At 72.8% G+C, this 20,134-nt stretch carries 17 protein-coding genes and 2 pseudogenes; 12 read left to right on the top strand and 7 right to left on the bottom strand.

Annotated elements, in window-relative coordinates; translation table 11 throughout:
• Window positions 1-53: 53 nt before the first annotated feature.
• On the top strand, window positions 54-2,753 hold the full coding sequence (locus K3769_RS12490) for a helicase-associated domain-containing protein (protein ID WP_267026505.1): 2,700 nt from the start codon (window positions 54-56) through the stop codon (window positions 2,751-2,753).
• Between the two features lie 295 nt (window positions 2,754-3,048).
• The gene (locus tag K3769_RS12485) at window positions 3,049-3,300 is read left to right on the top strand and encodes a hypothetical protein (RefSeq protein WP_308216318.1); all 252 of its coding nucleotides are present in this window, start codon (window positions 3,049-3,051) and stop codon (window positions 3,298-3,300) included.
• On the opposite strand, the gene istB is transcribed toward K3769_RS12485, so the two are convergent.
• A complete protein-coding gene (gene istB, locus K3769_RS12480; RefSeq protein WP_267026504.1) occupies window positions 3,278-4,801 on the bottom strand; it encodes an IS21-like element helper ATPase IstB in 1,524 nt (507 codons plus the stop codon). The two genes, K3769_RS12485 and istB, sit on opposite strands and share 23 nt — an antisense overlap.
• A 317-nt stretch (window positions 4,802-5,118) precedes the next feature.
• Between istB and K3769_RS12475 the strand changes: the two genes are divergently transcribed.
• On the top strand, window positions 5,119-6,765 hold the full coding sequence (locus K3769_RS12475; protein ID WP_267026503.1) for a DNA repair helicase XPB: 1,647 nt from the start codon (window positions 5,119-5,121) through the stop codon (window positions 6,763-6,765).
• 24 nt (window positions 6,766-6,789) lie between these two features.
• Here the strand turns inward: K3769_RS12475 and K3769_RS12470 are convergent, their stop codons facing one another.
• On the bottom strand, window positions 6,790-6,978 hold the full coding sequence (locus K3769_RS12470) for a hypothetical protein (protein ID WP_267026502.1): 189 nt from the start codon (window positions 6,976-6,978) through the stop codon (window positions 6,790-6,792).
• A 337-nt stretch (window positions 6,979-7,315) separates the two neighbouring features.
• Between K3769_RS12470 and K3769_RS12465 the strand changes: the two genes are divergently transcribed.
• Both K3769_RS12465 and K3769_RS12460 read left to right on the top strand, forming a co-directional pair.
• Entirely contained in the window at window positions 7,316-9,373 is a 2,058-nt protein-coding gene (locus K3769_RS12465; protein WP_267031341.1) for a HelD family protein, read from the top strand.
• 168 nt (window positions 9,374-9,541) lie between these two features.
• Complete coding sequence (locus tag K3769_RS12460) at window positions 9,542-10,165, top strand: TetR/AcrR family transcriptional regulator (protein ID WP_267026501.1); 624 nt, start codon at window positions 9,542-9,544, stop codon at window positions 10,163-10,165.
• A gap of 259 nt (window positions 10,166-10,424) precedes the next feature.
• Here K3769_RS12460 and K3769_RS12455 read toward each other — a convergent pair.
• A pseudogene (locus K3769_RS12455) lies at window positions 10,425-11,122 on the bottom strand (copper homeostasis protein CutC).
• A 129-nt stretch (window positions 11,123-11,251) separates the two neighbouring features.
• Here K3769_RS12455 and K3769_RS12450 point away from each other — a divergent pair.
• The 3 genes from K3769_RS12450 (at window position 11,252) to K3769_RS12440 (ending at window position 14,594) form a co-directional block, all read left to right on the top strand.
• Window positions 11,252-11,959, top strand: a complete 708-nt coding sequence (locus K3769_RS12450; protein ID WP_267026500.1) for an HD domain-containing protein — start codon at window positions 11,252-11,254, stop codon at window positions 11,957-11,959.
• Between the two features lie 115 nt (window positions 11,960-12,074).
• Window positions 12,075-13,307 carry a Cmx/CmrA family chloramphenicol efflux MFS transporter gene (locus tag K3769_RS12445; RefSeq protein ID WP_267031340.1) on the top strand — a complete coding sequence of 411 codons (1,233 nt, stop codon included), beginning with the start codon at window positions 12,075-12,077 and terminating at the stop codon, window positions 13,305-13,307.
• 207 nt (window positions 13,308-13,514) lie between these two features.
• Window positions 13,515-14,594, top strand: coding sequence for a GNAT family N-acetyltransferase (locus tag K3769_RS12440; protein WP_267026499.1), 1,080 nt, complete (start codon window positions 13,515-13,517; stop codon window positions 14,592-14,594).
• Between the two features lie 40 nt (window positions 14,595-14,634).
• Here K3769_RS12440 and K3769_RS12435 read toward each other — a convergent pair whose 3' ends face one another.
• Together K3769_RS12435 and K3769_RS12430 are read right to left on the bottom strand one after the other, a co-directional pair.
• The gene (locus K3769_RS12435) at window positions 14,635-14,925 is read right to left on the bottom strand and encodes a DUF4031 domain-containing protein (RefSeq protein ID WP_267026498.1); all 291 of its coding nucleotides are present in this window, start codon (window positions 14,923-14,925) and stop codon (window positions 14,635-14,637) included.
• The gene (locus K3769_RS12430; protein ID WP_267026497.1) at window positions 14,922-15,311 is read right to left on the bottom strand and encodes a DUF8819 family protein; all 390 of its coding nucleotides are present in this window, start codon (window positions 15,309-15,311) and stop codon (window positions 14,922-14,924) included. Before K3769_RS12430 ends, K3769_RS12435 begins: the two co-directional genes overlap by 4 nt.
• 69 nt (window positions 15,312-15,380) lie before the next feature.
• Here K3769_RS12430 and K3769_RS12425 point away from each other — a divergent pair, with 69 nt between their 5' ends.
• The 3 genes from K3769_RS12425 (at window position 15,381) to K3769_RS12415 (ending at window position 18,165) form a co-directional block, all read left to right on the top strand.
• Window positions 15,381-16,298, top strand: a complete 918-nt coding sequence (locus tag K3769_RS12425) for a MurR/RpiR family transcriptional regulator (RefSeq protein ID WP_267026496.1) — start codon at window positions 15,381-15,383, stop codon at window positions 16,296-16,298.
• Window positions 16,299-16,514: 216 nt separating this feature from the next.
• Window positions 16,515-17,486 (top strand): N-acetylmuramic acid 6-phosphate etherase, encoded by a 972-nt coding sequence (gene murQ, locus K3769_RS12420; RefSeq protein WP_267026495.1) that lies wholly within the window; start codon window positions 16,515-16,517, stop codon window positions 17,484-17,486.
• 79 nt (window positions 17,487-17,565) lie between these two features.
• Complete coding sequence (locus K3769_RS12415; protein WP_267026494.1) at window positions 17,566-18,165, top strand: hypothetical protein; 600 nt, start codon at window positions 17,566-17,568, stop codon at window positions 18,163-18,165.
• A gap of 90 nt (window positions 18,166-18,255) precedes the next feature.
• On the opposite strand, the gene K3769_RS12410 is transcribed toward K3769_RS12415, so the two are convergent.
• On the bottom strand, window positions 18,256-18,624 hold the full coding sequence (locus tag K3769_RS12410) for an SbtR family transcriptional regulator (protein WP_372515144.1): 369 nt from the start codon (window positions 18,622-18,624) through the stop codon (window positions 18,256-18,258).
• Here K3769_RS12410 and K3769_RS12405 point away from each other — a divergent pair.
• Window positions 18,520-18,738 (top strand): annotated as a pseudogene (locus tag K3769_RS12405) (NmrA/HSCARG family protein); the annotation flags it as partial. The gene K3769_RS12410 and the pseudogene K3769_RS12405 overlap by 105 nt on opposite strands.
• A gap of 229 nt (window positions 18,739-18,967) precedes the next feature.
• On the opposite strand, the gene K3769_RS12400 reads toward K3769_RS12405, so the two are convergent.
• Entirely contained in the window at window positions 18,968-20,092 is a 1,125-nt protein-coding gene (locus tag K3769_RS12400) for an NADH:flavin oxidoreductase (protein ID WP_267026493.1), read from the bottom strand.
• Window positions 20,093-20,134: the final 42 nt, after the last annotated feature.

Raw genomic sequence — 20,134 nt, 5'->3', positions numbered from 1 at the left:
TGGCGCACGCCAACGGGAACGGCGGCGGGGGCCCACCCGCTACCGTGGATCGGATGAGCGTCCAGGAGCAGTCGTCAGAGGAGCCCGGCGGGGCGTCCGCGGAGGGGCCCGCCCACGCCGGGGCACACCCTCGTTCCCTCGCGGAGGACCTGCGGGCCCGCGACGACTCCTCCCTGTCCGCGCTGCTGCGGGCCCGCCCGGACCTCATCACTCCCGTACCGACCGACCTGACCCAGCTGGCCACCCGGGCCGGTACGCGCGCCTCCGTGATCCGGGCCCTGGAGCGCCTGGACCGGTTCGCCCTGCAGACCGCGGAGGCACTGGCCGTGGCCCCGGAACCAGCCCCGTACGGCACGCTCCAGGACCTGCTGGCGGGCGACGCCGGCGATCCGGTGGTCGTCGAGGCGCTGCCGCGTGCCGTGGCCGTCCTGCGTGAGCAGGCACTGGTGTGGGGCTCGGACGACCGGCTCCGGCTGGTGCGCACGGCCCGCGAACTGCTCGCGCCCTCGCCGCAGCACCCCTCCCCGACGGGGCTCGGCCCGACGGTCGCGGAGGCCACCGCGGGCATGTCCCCGGGCCGGATCCAGGAACTCCTCACCGCCGCCGGACTGCCCACCACGCACGACGCGGTGTCCGCGACGGAGTCGCTCACGGCGCTCTTCACCGACCGCGCCCGGATGTCCGCCCTGCTCGACTCGGCCCCGCCGGACTCGCTAGAGGTCCTTTCACGGCTGCTCTGGGGGCCGCCGTACGGTCAGGTGACCGCCGATCCCGCGCCCCGGCTGCGCTGGCTCCTGGACCGCGGACTGCTGCTGCCGACGGCGCCCGGCACGGTGGTCCTGCCCCGCGAGGTGGCCCTCCATCTGCGGGCGGGACGGGCACACCGGAGGACGGAACCGCTCCCTCCGCCGGTCGAGCCCACCTCCGTACACCGTCCACAGGTTGTGGACAGCACGGCGGCCGGACAGGCGTACACCGCGCTCGCCACCGTCGAGGAGCTGCTGAAGGACTGGGACGAGGGCGGCCCGTCCGTGCTGCGCGCGGGCGGTCTGAGCGTGCGCGACCTGAAGCGGACGGCCGTGGCCCTGGACGTACCGGAGCCGGTCGCCGCCTTCTGGGTGGAACTCGCCTACGCGGCGGGCCTGCTGGCCACGGACGGCGAGGCCGACGAGCGGTACGCGGCGACGCCCGCCTACGACGAGTGGCTGGAACTCCCGGCGGCCGAACGCTGGACGCGGCTGGCCACGGCGTGGCTGTCGGCGACCCGCACGGCGGGCGTGGTCGGCGGACGCGACACCAAGGAGCGCACGCTGGCGGCGCTCGGCCCCGGCCTGGACCGCTCGGCGGCGCCCGAGGTCCGGCACCGGGTCCTCTCGCTCCTCGCCGCGCTGCCCGAGGGCGGCTCCACGTCCCCCGACGCCGTCGTCGCCCGCCTGCACTGGGAGCGGGCCCTGCGCGGCGCCGCCTCCGCGGACGACCTGCGGTCCCGTATCGCCCGGTGGACGCTGACCGAGGCCGAGTCCCTGGGGATCACCGGCAGGGGCGCGCTGTCCGCGCACGGCCGGGCGCTCATGGGCGCACCCCCCGGCACACCCGCCCCCGCGTCCGCACCCACCGCGGGATCCGCCGCAGGATCCGGTGCGGTCTCCGGTACCAGGCCCGGCGCAGGAGCCGGTGACAAGCTCCCCGTGCATCATCACCGCCCTCTCCATCCCTTCCCTCACCACCCGGCGCCCGCGCCGGAGCCCCGCTCTCCCGCCGAGGTGGCCTCCGCCGCCGCGCTGGCTGGCCGGCTGCTGGCGCCACTTCTTCCGGAACCCCTCGACCACGTCCTGCTCCAGGCGGACCTGACGGCGGTGGCCCCGGGTCCGCTGCGCCGCCCGCTGGCCGACGTGCTGGACGTCCTCGCGGACGTGGAGTCGAAGGGCGGGGCGACGGTCTACCGCTTCACACCGGGCTCGGTCCGCCGGGCCCTGGACGCGGGCCGCTCGGCCTCCGACCTCCAGGCGTTCCTCGCCGCCCACTCCCGTACGCCGGTCCCGCAGCCCCTCGCCTACCTGATCGACGACGTGGCGCGCCGGCACGGCCATCTGCGGATCGGCGCGGCGTCGGCGTACGTGCGCTGCGACGACGACGCGGTCCTGAACGAGATCATCGCCGACAAGCGGTCGCAGGGCCTGCGGCTGCGGCGTCTCGCGCCCACGGTGCTGGCCGCCCAGGCCGATCCGGCCACGCTCCTCGAAGGGTTGCGCGCGATGGGTTTCGCGCCGGCCGCCGAGTCCGCCGAGGGCGATGTGCTGATCACCCGCGCGCACGCGCACCGCACACCCCCGCGCACGGCGCCCGAGCCGGTCCCCGACGGTCCGCCGGCCCCCGACACCACCCTGCTGGGCGCCGCCATCCGGGCCATCCGCGCGGGCGACCTGGCCTCCACGACCCCGCGCAAGCCGTCCGCCTCGGATGCCGCCGGCACCTCCGCCGACTCCGGCTCCTCCGGCGGCGGCCGGAGCGGCACCCTCCCGCGCACCACCCCCGCCGAGACCCTCGCCACCATGCAGGCCGCCGTCCTCACCGGCGGCACCCTGTGGATCGGTTACGTGAACGCCGAGGGCGCCGCCAGCCAGCGCGTCATCGCCCCCGTCCGGGTGGAGGGCGGTTTCGTCACGGCGTACGACCACACCGCGGACGAGGTCCGGACGTATCCGCTGCACCGGGTGACGGGCGTGGCGGAACTGGCGGACGAACAGGCCTGAACCGGCTCGTCCACCGGACTCCGTCTCACTCGTTCGGGTGTGTGCGGCGGTTCATGCACGCCACGCCGGGCGCTTCCCACCCATGAGGGACCTCGCGGGTTCTCCGGCATCCCCGGGCCGGTCGCTGGGCAGCCACTTGGCGAAGGGGGATCCCACAGGTCCCGTCCCGGCTCCGCAGCACCCGAAAGGTTCCGTAGCGTCCATGCGCCCCCTCCGCCGTCTGCTGCAACCCGTCTGTCCCACGGCTTCCGAGCCCTCGGTACCCTCCCTGACCTCCGTGAGTTACGGGAGCCCCGTGACTCACGTGCACCCCGTACCCCCCGCCCGCCGTACCCCGCACGCGCGCACCGCCGCCGCGGTCGTCCTCATCGCCTCGGCGGTGCTCATCGGCGTACTCGCCCCGCAGGCAGCCGCAGCCGCGCGGGCCGCCCCGCCGCTGCCCCTGCCGCTTCCTCTGCCGGTGACCGCCGTCGAACCGCTGGTGACCGAGGGAGTCGGCGTCGAGGGGCCGCTGATCAACAACGTCACTCTGTCCACGACGCGGTGACCCGGCGCGTGCGGTAGCTGTCCCCTTCGAGACGCACGATCTCCGCGTGGTGCGCCAGCCGGTCCACCATCGCGGGGGCGGCGCCGCCGAAGACCTCCTCCCAGCGGCTGAGCGGACGGTCGGTGGTCACGATCAGCGAGGACCGCTCGTAGCGGTGCGCGACGAGCTGGAAGAAGAGGTGCGCGGTGTCCGGGTCGAGCGGGGTGTAGCCGACCTCGTCGACGATGAGGAGGGGTCGGGCGTCGAGGTCCGCCAGTTCCTCGGAAAGGCGGCCGGCCGACCGGGCCCCCGCCAGCCGCGCGGCCCACTGCGCCGCGGTCGCGAAGAGGACCTGATGTCCGGACTGGCACGCCCGCACGCCGAGGCCGACGGCGAGATGCGTCTTGCCGGTGCCGGGCGGGCCGACGAACACCACGTTGCGCCGGGCCGTGACGAAGTCCAGGCCGCCGAGCCGGGCCACGGCCTCGCGGTCGAGCACCCGGGGGTACTCCTCGTCGAATTCCTCCAGCAGCTTCCGGGCGGGGAAACGGGCGTCACGGATCCGGGCCTCGAACCCGGGCTCGGAGGGGTCGTGCACGTCGAGCGCGTCCTGTGCGGTGTGGGACTCGTGCGCGTCGTACGGGGAGGAGACGGTCTGCACCGGGATCGGGGCGGTGACCTGCGCGGCGAGCTGTGCGGCGACCTGCGAGGCGGACGGGCCCGTGAGCGGGAGGGCGACCCGTGCGACGGGCGCGGTCTTGGTGGCGAACGCGAACTCGGCCGGGACGGAGGACCCGGTCATCCCGTCGGCCGCCCTCCCGGTGCTCTCACCCCCGGCCCCCGCGCCGGAGCCATACGCGTGCCCGGCCCCTCGCTCCTGCACCTGTTCGACCCCGGGCTCCTGCCGCCGCACGTGATTCTGCGCCTGCGCCTGCCCATGTCCCTGTCCCTGTCCATGGCCGTGTCCATGGCGGTGTCCAAGGCCGTGTCCAGGCGTGTGGGCCACTCCGTGCCCCTTGTGCTGGCGCTCCCCGTGCGTCGCCATCGGTCCCGACATGTACGCCAGGATCGCCGCCGAGGCGATGAACGCCATGTGGATGACCGTCCCCCACAGCAGCGAGTGGTGCGAGGTGTGGTGCACGTCCACGAACATCTGGAGCAGGTGCACGGACGAGATGCCCACGATGGCGGTGGCGAGCTTCACCTTCAGCACGTTGGAATTGACGTGCGAGAGCCATTCCGGCTGGTCCCGGTGGCCCTGGAGGCCGATGCGCGAGACGAACGTCTCGTAACCGCCGACGATCACCATGATCAGCAGGTTGGCGATCATGACGACGTCGACCAGTTTCAGCACGGCGAGCATCACGTACGTCTCGTTCGCCTGCCCGGTCACGCTCCGGACGATTAAAGTCCACAGCTCTCTGAAGAACTTGTAGACGTACACGCCCTGTGCGGCCACCAGTCCGAAGTACAGCGGCGCCTGGAGCCAGCGGGTCGCGAAGAGTGAGTACCCGAGGGTCACGGTCGGCGGCGAGGGGGGAGGCGGCGTCCCGGGCTGGGGTTCGGGCCGCGGCTCGGGCGGCGGGGCATGGCTGTGACGAGGCAACAGTGGGCTCTCCCTGGACGGCGAACCGGGCGGTGACCTGGGGCAGTGACCTGCGAGATCACCATTCTTCGGGGCAGAGACCGTAAATCTGAATTCACACCACTCATTGGAATGAATAGACATTCAGTAGGACAGGACAAGGTCGTCGGGCGTTCGCGGCGGCGGGCTCCGGCCATCAGGCACACTGGACGTTTGGCCGTGCACATCGCACGGCTGTGCAGAAGGGGACGCGCGTGAATGGTCCACTCATCGTCCAGTCCGACAAGACCCTGCTCCTGGAGGTCGACCACGAGCTGGCGGACGAGTGCCGCCGGGTCATCGCTCCCTTCGCCGAGCTGGAGCGCGCACCCGAGCACATCCACACCTATCGGGTGACCCCGCTCGGGCTGTGGAACGCGCGCGCGGCCGGACACGACGCCGAGCAGGTCGTGGACGCGCTCGTGCAGTACAGCCGCTATCCGGTGCCGCACGCGCTGCTGGTCGACATCGCGGAGACGATGGGCCGCTACGGGCGGCTCACGCTGAGCAAGCACCCGGCCCACGGGCTCGTGCTCACCACCACCGACCGGCCCGTCCTGGAGGAGATCCTGCGCTCGAAGCGGATCACCCCGCTCGTGGGCGCCCGGCTCGACCCGGACACCGTGGCCGTGCACCCCTCCGAGCGGGGGCAGATCAAGCAGACGCTCCTGAAGCTGGGCTGGCCGGCCGAGGACCTCGCCGGGTACGTGGACGGCGAGGCGCATCCCATCGGGCTCGCCGAGGACGGCTGGTCCCTGCGGCCCTACCAGAAGCAGGCGGTGGAGAACTTCTGGCACGGCGGCTCAGGTGTGGTCGTGCTGCCCTGCGGCGCCGGAAAGACGCTGGTCGGCGCGGGCGCGATGGCCGAGGCGAAGGCCACCACGCTCATCCTGGTCACGAACACCGTCTCGGCCCGGCAGTGGAAGCACGAGCTGGTCAAGCGCACGAGTCTGACCGAGGACGAGATCGGCGAGTACAGCGGTACGCGCAAGGAGATCCGCCCGGTCACCATCGCGACGTACCAGGTGCTGACGACCAAGCGGAAGGGTGTGTACCAGCACCTAGAGCTGTTCGACTCCCGCGACTGGGGGCTGATCATCTACGACGAGGTGCATCTGCTGCCCGCGCCGGTCTTCAAGTTCACCGCCGACCTCCAGGCGCGCCGGCGGCTCGGTCTGACGGCCACGCTGGTGCGCGAGGACGGCCGTGAGTCGGACGTGTTCTCCCTCATCGGGCCGAAGCGTTTCGACGCGCCCTGGAAGGAGATCGAGGCGCAGGGGTACATCGCGCCGGCCGACTGTGTCGAGGTCCGGGTGAACCTCACGGACTCCGAGCGGCTGGCCTACGCGACCGCCGAGGCGGAGGAGAAGTACCGCTTCTGCGCGACGACGGCGACGAAGCGCAAGGTCACGGAGGCGCTGGTGCGGCGCTTCGCGGGGATGCAGACGCTCGTGATCGGGCAGTACATCGACCAGCTGGACGAGCTGGGCGAGCATCTGGACGCGCCGGTCATCAAGGGCGAGACGTCGAACGCGCAGCGCGAGAAGCTCTTCGACGCGTTCCGTGAGGGGGAGATCAGCGTGCTGGTCGTCTCGAAGGTCGCGAACTTCTCCATCGACCTGCCGGAGGCGACGGTCGCCATCCAGGTGTCGGGCACCTTCGGCTCCCGCCAGGAGGAGGCGCAGCGTCTGGGCCGGGTGCTGCGTCCCAAGGCGGACGGTCACCAGGCGCACTTCTACTCGGTCGTGGCGCGCGACACCATCGACCAGGACTTCGCGGCCCACCGCCAGCGCTTCCTGGCCGAGCAGGGGTACGCGTACCGGATCGTGGACGCGGACGAGCTGCTGGCCGACAACAACTAGCCGGGCATCATCGGCGGCCGGGTGTCATCGGCGGCGTACGCCCGCCTCCTCGCCGTACTCGCCGAGGAGCACCACTCCGAGGGCGGCGCCGGCGAAGACCTTGACGGCGCGCAGGGCGTCGCCGACGCGGTGGCGGTGGCCGTCCCGCAGTGCGGTCGCGCCGGTCGGCGGGCGGGGGCGGGCGGGGGCCTGGGTGAAAGTCACGGTACTCATGCATCCATGGTGGAACGTTCGCGCTCCACTTCCATCGGCCTGCGGACCGACCCTCGATCGTCCCCGCGTACGACTTCGGGGCGACCCGTACCCCGTAGGTACCCGTAGGCGGGGGTGGGTGTCCCCTAGGGGACACCGAAAAGCAGGAGGCGAAAACGGTTGGCCTCGGACATCCCCGTTCGCCTAGGATCTCCGCTCTTGCCCGCCTCCCGTCGTGGAGCGCCGCCGTCCGGACGGAAACCGGCCGGTTCACCGCCACAGTCAGCGGGGCCCGCCCGGCCCCGCGGTTCTCGCAGGCCCGGAGGCAACACCCGTGTCCACCCCGTCCGACCCCGCCATGCCGTCCGCCGTGCCGTCCGACGATCCCCTCTCCCGTGAACGCGCCCACCTCACGCACTCCCGGGCCGCCCTGCGTTCGATGCGCGAGGACGTCCAGTCCCTCGACATCCGGGACGTCACCGCGAACTGGGTCAACGCGGAGGTCCTGACCCGGCAGATCGACGAGCGCATCAAGGCCCTCGCCGACCTGTCCCACACCCCGCTGTTCTTCGGCCGCCTCGACTACCTGCACGCCCCGGGCGCCGAGCGGGCGGAGGGCGCCGAGGGCGAACGCTTCTACATCGGCCGCCGGCACGTGCACGACGCCGGCGGCGACCCGATGGTGATCGACTGGCGCGCCCCGGTCTCCCAGCCGTTCTACCGGGCCTCCAAGAAGACCCCGATGGACATCGCACTGCGCCGCCGCTTCGGCTACACCGGCGGCGACCTCACCGCGTACGAGGACGAGCACCTCTCCGACCCCGCCGAGACCGCCGCCACCAGCAAGCTGCTCCAGCAGGAGATCGAGCGCCCGCGCGTGGGCCCGATGCGCGACATCGTGGCGACGATCCAGCCCGAACAGGACGAGATCGTACGGTCCGGTCTGGGCGGCACGGTCTGCGTGCAGGGCGGTCCGGGCACCGGCAAGACGGCCGTCGGCCTGCACCGGGTCGCCTACCTCCTGTACGCCCACCGCGACCGGCTCGCCCGCACCGGCACCCTCGTCATCGGGCCGAACGCGTCCTTCCTCCACTACATCGAGCAGGTGCTGCCCGCGCTGGGCGAGCTGGAGGTCAAGCAGGCCACGGTCGCCGACCTGGTCGCCCATGTCGAGGTGCGGGGCACGGACGAGGCGGCGACCGCCGTCGTGAAGGGCGACGCGCGGATGGCCGAGGTGCTGCGCCGGGCGGTCCGCGCGCACGTGACCCTGCCCACCGAGCAGGTCGTGGTGGTCCGCGGCTCGCGGCGCTGGCGCGTACCGGAGCACGAACTGACCACCATCGTGCGGGAGTTGCTGGACCGGGACATCCGGTACGGCGCCGCCCGCGAGGCCCTGCCGCAGCGCATCGCGCACGCCGTGCTGGTCCAGATGGAACGGTCGGGCGAGGCGCCGGACGACCGGGTGCAGGACGCCGTCGCCCGCAACCCCGCGGTGAAGGCGGCCGTGAAGGCGATCTGGCCGCCGGTGGACCCGGCGAAGCTGGTCTTCCGGCTGCTCTCGGACGCGGACTTCCTGGCGCTGCACGCGGAGGGCGTCCTCACCGGGGAGGAGCAGGAGACGATCCGCTGGGCGAAACCCGTCCGGTCGGTGAAGTCCGTCAAGTGGTCCGCCGCGGACGCGGTGTTGATCGACGAGGCCACCGACCTCGTACAGCGCACGCACTCCCTCGGGCATGTGGTGCTCGACGAGGCGCAGGACCTGTCGCCGATGCAGTACCGGGCGGTGGGGCGGCGCTGCACGACCGGTTCGGCGACCGTGCTCGGGGATCTGGCGCAGGGTACGACGCCGTGGGCGACGCGGAGCTGGGAGGAGGCGCTGGCACACCTCGGGAAGTCGGAGGCGGTGGTGGAGGAGCTGACGGCCGGTTTCCGCGTCCCGACGGATGTGATCACGTACGCGTCCCGGCTGCTTCCGCACATCGCGCCGGGGCTCGCGCCGGTGGCGTCGGTCCGGGAGAACCCGGGCTTCTTCGAGGTACGGGAGACCGCCGTGGACACCACTGCGGCCGAAGTGGTCGCGGCCTGCGAGGAGTTGCTCGCGCGGGAGGGGTCGGTGGGGCTGATCGCCGCCGACGCGCGGGTGCCGGTGCTGTCCGAGGCGCTGGCGAAGGCGGGTCTTCCCCATCTCGCTCCGGGTGAGGAGACGACCGCCGCGGCGCGTCTGACTCTGGTGCCGGCCTCTCTCGCGAAGGGGCTGGAGTACGACTACGTGGTACTGGACGAACCGCGGGCGGTGGTGGACGGCGAACCGGACGAACGGACGGGGCTGCGCCGTCTGTACGTCACGCTGACGCGGGCGGTCTCGGGGTTGATCGTGACCCACGCGGACGCCTTGCCCGCGCAGTTGGGGGACTAGGGCGTTGCCGGCCCCTCGGCGGTCAGCGCCACACTCGCCCGCAGGCGTCACTCAGTGTCAATATGTCACTGAGATGGCCCTTGCCCTGCCGTAGATCTGCCGTAGATCCGCCGGCACGGCCCGAGCGGAGGTGACCGCGTGGAGACCGCCAAACGCGGCAGGAGCGGCATGAGTGAGCAGCGGCGCCACCGGCTGCGTCTGGAGATCTCCCGGGAGGCGTCGCGGCTGTTCTGGAAACAGGGAGTGGACGCCACGAGCGGTGACCAGATCGCCGAGGCGGTAGGCCTGTCCACCCGCACCATCTGGCGTCACTTCCGCAGCAAGGAGAGCTGCGCCGAGCCCATCATCATGCAGGGCGTGGAATGGGAGATGGGCACACTGCGCGACTGGCCCGCCGAACTCTCGCTCGAAGAGCGCCTCAGCACGGAGGCGATCCGGTTCGGTCGCGAGGCCAGCGCCGTCGAACAGGCCGACAACGCGCTGGCGATGCGGATGATCCGGCTGGCCGACACGGAGCCCGCGCTGCGTACGGCCTGGCTGATGGCCTGCGACCAGGTCGAGCGCGAGATGGCGGGGATCATCGCGAAGCGGCTGGGCCTGCCGGCCTCCGACCTCCAGGTACGCCTGTACGCCGCAGCCGCCTCCGCCGCGGTCCGGGTCCTCAACGAGGAGATCGGCGCGGCACTCCTCGACGGCGTCGACCCGGCCCAGCTCGCCGACGGCCCGGAACGCCTGGCACGCGCCGTCCGCGAAGCCACAGGAGGAAAGGTAGGAGACCCGGTCACCACATGACCCCCTCCTGCCCACCACAGGACACCCCGGCCCCCCAGGGCCAAGCCCTCCAGGGGCGCGGGGAACGGCGCAACCTTTCGCCTTTACCTCACCAGGGGCGCGGGGAACGGCGCAACCTTTCGCCTTTACCTCACCAGGGGCGCGGGGAACGGCGCAACCTTTCGCCTTTGCCCTTCAGGGGCGCGGGGAACGGCGCAATCTTTTGCCTTTGCCTCACCAAGGGCGCGGGGAACGGCGCAAACCACCCCCCGACCCCCGCTCAAGCGGCAAAACCCGCGTCCAGCGCCCCGCGCCACTCCGCAACCGCCGCCGCGGAGACCGCCCCCGCCCACCCCTCCGGCCGCGCCGCACCCCGATGTGGAAGGCGTCCACCCCGCCCCCGCAACCGCGGCACATGGTCCAGCCGAAGCCCGCCCCCACAAGGAGCCGCGGCTCATACCCCGGCTCCCCCCGCCGCCCCGCCTCCGCGAGCAACGTCGGCAGCCCCTCGTCCACGCCCCCCACGGCCCCCGCCGTGAGATACGTGTCGAGCCCGGGAAGCTCGCAAAGCCGCTTACGCAGCGCGTCCCGGTCCGCGGCCCGGTCGATCGCCCGGTGGAACGTCCAACCGCAGCCGTCCAGTTCGGCGAGCACCGACTCCAGCGCCGCCAGATCGGGCTCCCCGTTCTCGTCGAGGAACCCGAGCACGAACTCGTCCGCCCCGGCCGCCCGCAGCTCCCGAGCAGCCCGTACGAGCGCCCGTACGTCCCCGGCCGCGAAACCGTCCGCCAGCCGCAGCATCACGCGCAACGAGATGCCGACGGCGGCCCGGATCCCGGCGAAGGTCGCGACCGGCGGGGTGAGCCCGTCCGCGGCCATGTCGGTGACCAGTTCCAGCCGGTCCGCGCCTCCGGCCTCGGCGGCGACGGCGTCCTCGACGTCGAGGGCGATCACCTCCAGGACTGCACGCTTGCTCATAGGACCTCTTCCCTCGGGCGGCTTCGGATGGCTACGGATGGCGTCGGATGGCTTCGGGTGACGGGCTGCATACAGGTCTAGTCCAATACGCAGCCTACGCGCAGCCCGGGACCGCGGACAATGGAGCGCATGGCCGACCCCGACGCTCTGCGCACCCGCTGGTCCGACACACTCCACCGAAGCCGAAGCCGAAGCCGAAGCCGCAGCCGCAGCCGCAGCCAGAGCCGTGAGTTCGCACCCCCCACCCGCACCCGCACCCCCGCCCCCTCGCCGGAGGCCTACGCCGACAATCTCCTCGCCCGCTGGTCGGAACCCCAGCGCCGCTATCACACGCTCGATCACCTCACGGCGGTGCTGGACCACGTCGACGTGCTGGAGGAGACCGCGGACGACCCGGACCTGGTGCGGCTGGCCGCGTGGTTCCACGACGCGGTCTACCTCCCCGACCGCTCCGAGAACGAGGAACGTTCGGCCCGGCTCGCCGAGCGCGCGCTCCCCGAGGCCGGCCTCTCCGCCGACGCGACGGCCGAGGTCGCCCGCCTCGTCCGGCTGACGGTCACGCACGCCGCCTCCGCCGACGACCCGAACGGGCAGGTCCTGTGCGACGCCGACCTGGCGATCCTCGCCTCGCCCGCCGACGCGTACGCCGCCTACACCGCGGCGGTCCGCGAGGAGTACGCCTTCGTGCCACCGGACGCCTTCCGGGAGGGCCGCGCGGCGATCCTCCGCCAGCTCCTGGACCTGCCGCGTCTCTTCCACACCCCTTACGGCACAAGGGAGTGGGAGGGCCCGGCCCGTCACAACCTGACGAGCGAGCTGACCCTGTTGACGGCCTGAAGACCACCCCGGTGGAATGGGCTGTCCACCGTCGAGGTTGGCACTTGACATGCCCGTCCCCACGAGCTCCAGCTCCCCCGCACCCGCCACCACCCCCAAGCCCGGGTCCGCGTCCATGCCCCTGGCCGTCTACATCCTCGGGCTCTCCGTCTTCGCGCTGGGCACCAGCGAGTTCATGCTCTCCGGGCTGCTGCCCGCGGTCGCGGACGACATGCACGTGTCCATTCCGCGCGCGGGCCTGCTGATATCCGCCTTCGCGGTCGGCATGGTCGTCGGCGCGCCCCTGCTGGCCGTGGCCACGCTCCGGCTGCCCCGCCGCACCACCCTCATCGCGCTCATCAGCGTCTTCGGCCTCGGCCAGATCGCGGGCGCCCTCGCCCCGAACTACGCCGTGCTCTTCGTGTCCCGGGTGGTGAGCGCGCTGGCCTGCGCCGGTTTCTGGGCGGTCGGCGCGGCCGTCGCCGTCGCCATGGTCCCGGTGAACGCCCGTGCCCGCGCACTCGCCGTGATGATCGGCGGCCTGTCGATCGCGAACGTCCTCGGCGTCCCGGCGGGCGCCTTCCTCGGCGAGAGCCTCGGCTGGCGCTCGGCGTTCTGGGCGGTCGGCGCGGCCAGCGCGGTCGCGCTCGTCGGCGTGGCCACCCTCATCCCCCGTATCCCGCTCCCCGACGGGAAGCCCCGGCTCAGGGACGAGCTGCGGATCTACCGCGACCGGCAGGTCTGGCTCACCATCTCGCTGATCGCGTTCTCCGCGGGCGGGGTGTTCTGCGCGTTCAGCTATCTCGCGCCGCTGCTCACGGACGTGTCCGGGCTCGACGAGGGCTGGGTGCCGGCCGTGCTCGCGCTGTTCGGGATCGGCGCGCTCATCGGGACGACGATCGGCGGCCGGATCGCGGACGCGCACCTTTTCGGAGTGCTGCTCTCCGGGATCGCGGCCTCGACGGTCCTGCTCGTGGCGCTCGCCCTGCTCGCGCAGTACGCCGTCGCGGCGGCCCTCCTCGCCTTCCTCCTCGGCGTCTCCGCCTTCTACACCGCCCCGGCGCTCAACGCCCGGCTGTTCAACGTCGCGACCGCCGCCCCCACCCTGGCCGCCGCGACCACCACGGCCGCCTTCAACCTCGGCAACACCGGCGGCCCCTGGATCGGCGGCGCCGCCATCGACGCGGGCCTCGGCTTCGCCTCCCCCGCCTGGGCGGGAGCGGCCCTGACCGTCGCCGCGGGCGTACTGACCGCGATCTCCCTGCGCCTGTACCGGCGCGGGACGTCGTCGCGGGTAGTCACCCGGGCCACACCCAGAATCGAGGACGGGGAGAACGGAGCCAAGATCGCTCCGGAAATCCAAGCCTAGAAGGTCATTTCGATTGGCCAGTCGGCGGTAGCGGATGAGGGTGCGAGCCGGGGTTTCTGGGTGGCCTTGGAGGGGACGGCGGTCTCATTGAGCACGAGCAGCGGATCGGCGTCCTCCGGAGTAACGGCCGGGCCGGCCGGAGAGGCGGCCGGTCGGGCGGGCGAAATCGCCCGGCGGTCCGTGCATTGATCACCTATCCTCACCGGCATGCGAGCCATGGGTGGGGACCAGGTGGAAGAGGCCGTCTCCGGTGCGGTGGCGGCCCTGCGGGGCGCGACCGACCGGGACTGGGACGTCGAGGCGGGCCGCCTCGAATGGAGTTGCCGCAGGGCGGCGGAGCACATCGCGTCGGACCTCGTCTCGTACGCGGGCCAACTGGCGGGCCGCCCCGCCGACCGCTACGTACCCTTCCGGATCGCCTTCGACGAGTGCGAGGGCCCCGAGGACGTCCTCCAGGTCATCGAGGCGACCGGCGCCCTCCTCGCGGCAGCCGTGCGCACCACTCCACGGGAGGCGCGGGCCTTCCACCCGTACCCCTTCCGCAGCGCGAACCGCGAGGGCTTCGCCGCGATGGGCGTCGCCGAGGTGCTCCTGCACACGCACGACGTGGCGCAGGGCCTGGGCATCGCGTACGAGCCGCCGGCCGCGCTCTGCGCCGACGTGCTGACCCGGATCTTCCCGCACGTGCGCCCCGAACCCGGCCCCGACCACTGGCGGACCCTCCTGTGGGCGACGGGCCGCGGCGAACTGCCCGGCCGCCCGCCCGTCACGAGCTGGCAGTGGAACAACAACCTCGTCCTGCCGACCGAGCGCCTCACCCTCCAGGGCGTCACCCCCGCCGCCGCCGCCGACCTGAGCGCGGGCGGCACCGGGGGCTTCGAGTGGATCGAGGGCGGCCCCTACCAGGGCACGCGCGACGCCGCGGGCATGGTCGTCAAGGCGTACGAGGCCGGGGTGCACCGGCCCGAGTGGGGGCTGTTCGTCCTCGTGCGGCGCGAGGACGGCCGCGCGGTCGGCGGCATGGGTTTCCACGGCGCCCCGGACGACGAGGGCCGCGCCGAGGTCGGCTACGACCTGGCCGTATCGGCCCGCGGCAACGGTTACGCCACCGAGGCCCTGCGGGCCATGTCCGCCCGGGCGCTGGCCCGCGAGGACGTCTCCTACCTGCTCGCGACGGTCGACCTCACCAACGCCCCCTCCCAGGGCGTCATCTCCCGCGCGGGCTTCACCCGGGTGGGCACGGTGGACGACGTCGGCGAGCAGTACGTGTACGAGCTACGCGGCTGAACCACGCAGCCGAGTTACGCGGCTGAACCACGCAGCTGGGTTACGCGGCTGAGCCCGGCCCCCGGGCTTCCGGCCGCCCCTTGGGCCTGCGCAGCCCGGACGCGTGCAGGACGCGTACGACCTCGCGGCTGCGCACCCGCACCGCGCCCTCCCGTACGGCGTCCTCGTACCGGTGCGAGGGGATGTCGTAGTGGTCGCGCTCGAAGGCGCGGGCGGGCACGCCCAGCCGCCGCGCGAACGCGTGCAGCTCGTCGAAGGACACATCGCTCACGAGGTGGGACCACATGCGCCCGTGCCCGGGCCAGTCGGGCGGATCGATGTAGACGGTCACGAAGAGGTCGCTCCGCTCCCGAGGGCGGGTCCGAGTGCGCCCACCGGAGCGACGCTCACACCGGCCTTGTGGCACACCCAGTGCGGGTCGGGCCCCAGTTCCGGCTCGATCTCCAGGGCATGCGGATCGCCGTCACCGCAGACGGGACACAGCGGCCAGCGCCCGTACGTCTCCAGCAACGCGTCCTGTACGTCCTGGGCGACCAGCCCGGCCACGTACGCGACGCCCTCGGGCCACTGCTCCACCCACCACCGCCGCTGCACGACGGACTCCTCGACCATCGACACGACATCGGCCTCCGCGACCTCCCCCGCCACGAGATCGGCGATCACCAGGGCGCGAGCGGCGTGCAGAGCCTGTTCGAGAGGCGCGACGGAGGATTCCATACATCCATTGTGCGCCAGCGCCCCGACGACCCTCTTGACCCTCCTCCCACCCGAAAATATCTTTCATGGGTGACCCAAGAAGTGAAGGAAATTTTCGCGGGCGATCCCCCGCCACCCCCCGCAGCCCTCGCCGCAAAGGTCCGCACCCTCGCCCCCTCGATGACCCGCTCCATGCAGCGGGTGGCGGAGGCCGTGGCCCACGACCCCGCGGGCTGCGCGGCCCTCACGGTCACCGGCCTCGCGGAACTGACCGGCACCAGCGAGGCGACGGTCGTCCGCACGGCCCGCCTCCTCGGCTACCCCGGCTACCGCGACCTGCGCCTCGCCCTCGCCGGTCTCGCCGCCCAGCAGCAGTCCGGCCGCGCCCCCGCCGTGACGGCCGACATCGCGGTCGACGACCCGATCGCGGACGTCGTCGCCAAGCTCGCGTACGACGAGCAGCAGACGCTCGCCGACACCGCGGCGGCGCTGGACACGGTGCAGCTGGGCGCGGCGGTGGGCGCGCTCGCGGCGGCCCGCCGTACCGACGTGTACGGCGTCGGGGCGTCCGGGCTCGTCGCCCAGGACCTCACCCAGAAGCTGCTGCGCATCGGGCTCATAGCCCACGCCCACAACGACCCGCATCTCGCCGTGACCAACGCCGTGCAGCTGCGGGCCAAGGACGTGGCGATCGCGATCACGCACTCGGGGGCCACCGGCGACGTCATCGAGCCGTTGCGGGTCGCGTTCGAGCACGGGGCCACGACGATCGCGATCACGGGACGGCCGGACGGGCCGGTGACGCAGTACGCGGATCACATCCTGACCACGTCCACGGCCCGGGAGAGCGAGTTGCGCCCGGCGGCGATGTCGTCGCGGACGAGCCAGCTGCTGGTGGTGGACTGCCTGTTCATCGGGGTCGCGCAACGGACGTACGAGACGGCGGCGCCGGCGCTGTCCGCGTCGTACGAGGCGTTGGCGCACCGGCACCGGAGTACGCCGCGTTAGGGCGAGCCCGTGGGCCCGCGCACCTCAGCGCGAGGACGAAGGATCGCGCCCCTCAGCGCGAGGACAGAAGATCGCGCCCCTCAGCGCGAGGACAGAAGATCGCGCCGTTCCCCGCGCCCCCCGGGAAGACAAAGACCGCACCGTTTGCCGCACCCTGAAGCCGTTTGCCGCGCCCCCGAAGAGGAGCGCGCCCCGTACCGGAAAGAGTCGCTGCACATGACCTCAAGCGCCGACGCCACCGACGCCCCCTCCCCTTCCCCTGCCGAATACCGCGATGTACGGGCCGAGTTGGAGGTGCTCACCACGGAGGCGTTCCGTCCCGAGCACTCCGACATCGACCGGCTGCCGACGCTCGACATCGCGCGGATCATGAACGGTGAGGACGCCACCGTGCCCACCGCCGTCGCCGCGCAACTGCCGGACATCGCGGCGGCCATCGACGCCATCGCGGAGCGGATGGGGCGCGGCGGCCGGCTCGTCTACGCCGGCGCCGGCACCGCGGGACGGCTCGGCGTGCTGGACGCGTCGGAGTGCCCGCCCACGTTCAACACGGACCCGGCCGAGGTCGTCGGACTGATCGCGGGCGGTCCGGCCGCGATGACGACGTCGGCCGAGGGGGCGGAGGACTCCGCGGAGCTGGCCGTCGCGGACCTGTCCGCGCTGGACCTCACGGCGGACGACACGGTCGTCGGCGTCTCCGCCTCGGGCCGCACCCCGTACGCGATCGGGGCGGTCGAGCACGCCCGCGCGCTCGGCGCCCTCACGGTCGGCCTGTCCTGCAACGCGGACAGCGCGCTCGCGGCAGCGGCGGAGCACGGCATCGAGGTCGTGGTGGGCCCCGAACTGCTCACGGGCTCCACCCGGCTGAAGGCGGGCACGGCGCAGAAGCTCGTCCTCAACATGCTCTCGACGATCACGATGATCCGGCTGGGGAAGACGTACGGGAACCTGATGGTCGACGTACGCGCCTCGAACGAGAAGCTGCGGGCGCGTTCACGGCGTATCGTCGCGCTCGCCACGGGTGCCTCCGACGAGGAGATCGAGGCGGCGCTGGCCGCGACGGACGGCGAGGTGAAGAACGCGATCCTCGCGATCCTGGGCGGCGTGGACGCGGCCACGGCCGCCCACCTCCTCACCACGTCGAACGGCCACCTGCGCGAAGCCCTGACGGCAGTCCCGCACGTCTAGAACCACTCACACCACCCCCGCCGCACTGTCAGTGGCTCGTGCGACGCTGGTGAAGCCGATCGGAAGGGACTCCAAGACCGTGAACCACGCGCAACTGACCGCCCTGGGCAGAGCCCTCCGCGTGCTGGGCGAGCACGGAGACGCCCTCTCCACCGAGATGCCGGACGCCAAGCTCCACGAGGTGAAGGCGGACCTGAAGCGCGCCCTCGACCTCCTGGACGAGACCGTCACCACCGCGGCCCCCACCACCCGCTGCGCGGAACACCCCACGGGCCCGGTCGACGAGGACGCCCCCGACCTGTGCCTGCTCTGCGAGACCCGCCGCCGCCTCGCCCGCCGCTCGAAGGTGAACGACTCGTTCCAGGACTCCTTCCCCCAGGGGCGCCAGGCGGCCCCGGGGGAGAGTTCCGAACGCACCACGTCCCGTTACGGTGTCCGGGGCGACCGGCCCCAGCCCCAGCAGCGCTGGCTCCCGGAGATGTGGACCGGCCAGGCCTGGCAGCTCTGCGGCACGCCCCGCCGCGACAAGCAGGAGGCCGAGCTGTATCTCGCCGCACAGCGCAGGACCCCTCGCCCGAGCATGGCCTACCGCCTGGTCCACGAGTTCACGGACTACGAGGTCCTGCGCATCTGGGGCACCCCCGTGAAGGTCGACATCGAACCGATGGGAAACCTCTAGAGCCGGAACGGATGCTGGGGCCGGTGCCCTGCGCCCGGTGCCCGGCGGCGCGGCGGCGCGGCGGCGCGGCAGTACGCGGTGCCGCCCTCGTCACCCAGGCCCGTCGGACGCGCCGCGCGGTTGCCGACTTGCGCGGTCCGCGCTCCCGCCCGCGGGGCTCAGCCCCGTCACCGCCAGCCGGAACAACCGGCCCGCCTCCGCCGCCGGGTCCCGGTGCTGCTCCGTGGCCAGCACGATGCCGACCGCGAGCGTGATCAGGTCGGCGACGGTGACCCCCTCCGCCACCGCGCCGTCCCGCGCGGCGCGGTGAAGCAGCGGATCCCCCGCCTCCTCCAACGCCCGCGAGCACGAGTTCTCGCCGAGATCCTCTCCCAGGCACTGGGTACGCGGCTGTCCGCGCCGGACATGACGGAGGAGGAGGCGCTGGCCGCGGGCATGCCGCCGATGGGCGCCTCGCACGAGCGCCTGAACGTGGTCGGCCAGCCCGGCCGCCCCCAGTACGCCAGGGACCTGGGCATCCCCCTGACCCCCTTCGGACAGTGGGCACAACACCACCTGCCCCCGACACCCTGACCGGGCCCCACCTGGGGGCTCCGCCCCCAACCCCCCGTTGCGCCGTTCCCCGCGCCCCTGAGTACCCAGGGGCGCGGGGAACGGCGCAGTCCCTTGCCTTTCGGCTTTTAGGGGCGCGGGGAACGGCGCAATCTTTCGCATTTAAGGGGCGCGGGGAACTGCGCAACCACCCCCGTCGGCCCCAGCCGAACGCGTACCCGAACCCGCCCCCGCACCCGCACCCCGCCCCTCAGCTGAGCGAGCGCAGCGCCCCCGCCTCGAACGCCCCCAGCTCCCCGAACCGCCCGCCCAGCACCTTCATGGCCCACTGCGGGTCCTGAAGCAGCGCGCGGCCGACCGCGATCATGTCGAACTCCTCGTTCTCCAGCCGGTCGAGCAGGTCGTCGATGCCCTTGACCGGCGCACCCTCCCCACGGAACCCCTTGAGGAAGTCCCCGTCGAGGCCGACCGACCCGACGGTGATGACGGGCTTGCCGGTGAGCTTCTTCGTCCAGCCGGCCAGGTTCAGGTCGGAGCCGTCGAACTCCGGCAGCCAGTAGCGCCGCGTCGACGCGTGGAAGGCGTCCACACCGGCCGCGGCGAGAGGGGCCAGCAGAGCCTCAAGCTCCGCCGGCGTCTCCGCCAGGCGCGCCTTGTAGACGTCCTGCTTCCACTGCGAGTAACGGAAGAGGACGGGGAAGGCGGGCGAGACGACCGCCCGCACCGCGGCCACGATCTCCGCGGCGAACCTCGTACGGGCGACGAGGTCCCCGCCGTACCCGTCCGTGCGGCGGTTGGTGCCCGCCCACAGGAACTGGTCGAGCAGGTAGCCGTGCGCGCCGTGCAGCTCGACCCCGTCGAAGCCGATGCGCTCGGCGTCGGCCGCAGCGTCGGCGAAGGCCTGGATGACGTCGTCGAGGTCGGCCCGGGTCATCTCCTTGCCCTGACCGGCGGTGCCGTCCAGGCGCAGGCCGGACGGGCCGACCGCGGGCGCGTCCGCGAACGGGGGTTCACCGGCGGCGCGCACCATGCCGATGTGCCAGAGCTGAGGCACGATCGTCCCGCCCGCCGCGTGCACGTCCGCGGCGACCTTCGCCCATCCGGCGAGCTGCTCCTCCCCGTGGAACCGCGGGACCCTGTCGCTGTTCCCGGCCGACTCGTGGTTCACGTACGTGCCCTCGGTGACGATGAGACCGACACCGGCCGCGGCGCGGCGCGCGTAGTACGACGCCACGTCCTCCCCCGGAACGCCGCCCGGCGAGAACTGCCGGGTCATCGGCGCCATCGCGATCCGGTTCGGAACGGTCAGACCGTTGAGGGCCACGGGCCGGGAAAGAACCTCGGCGGCGCGGGAGGCGGAGGGGGCGACAGTCACGTGGGGACTCCTCGTGGGGGGGGGAGGGAATTGCACATCCCA

This window comes from Streptomyces ortus, from assembly GCF_026341275.1.
Lineage (GTDB): Bacteria > Actinomycetota > Actinomycetes > Streptomycetales > Streptomycetaceae > Streptomyces > Streptomyces ortus.
Note: the sequence above shows the minus strand (reverse complement) of the source record. Positions and strands in the feature narration are given on the sequence as shown.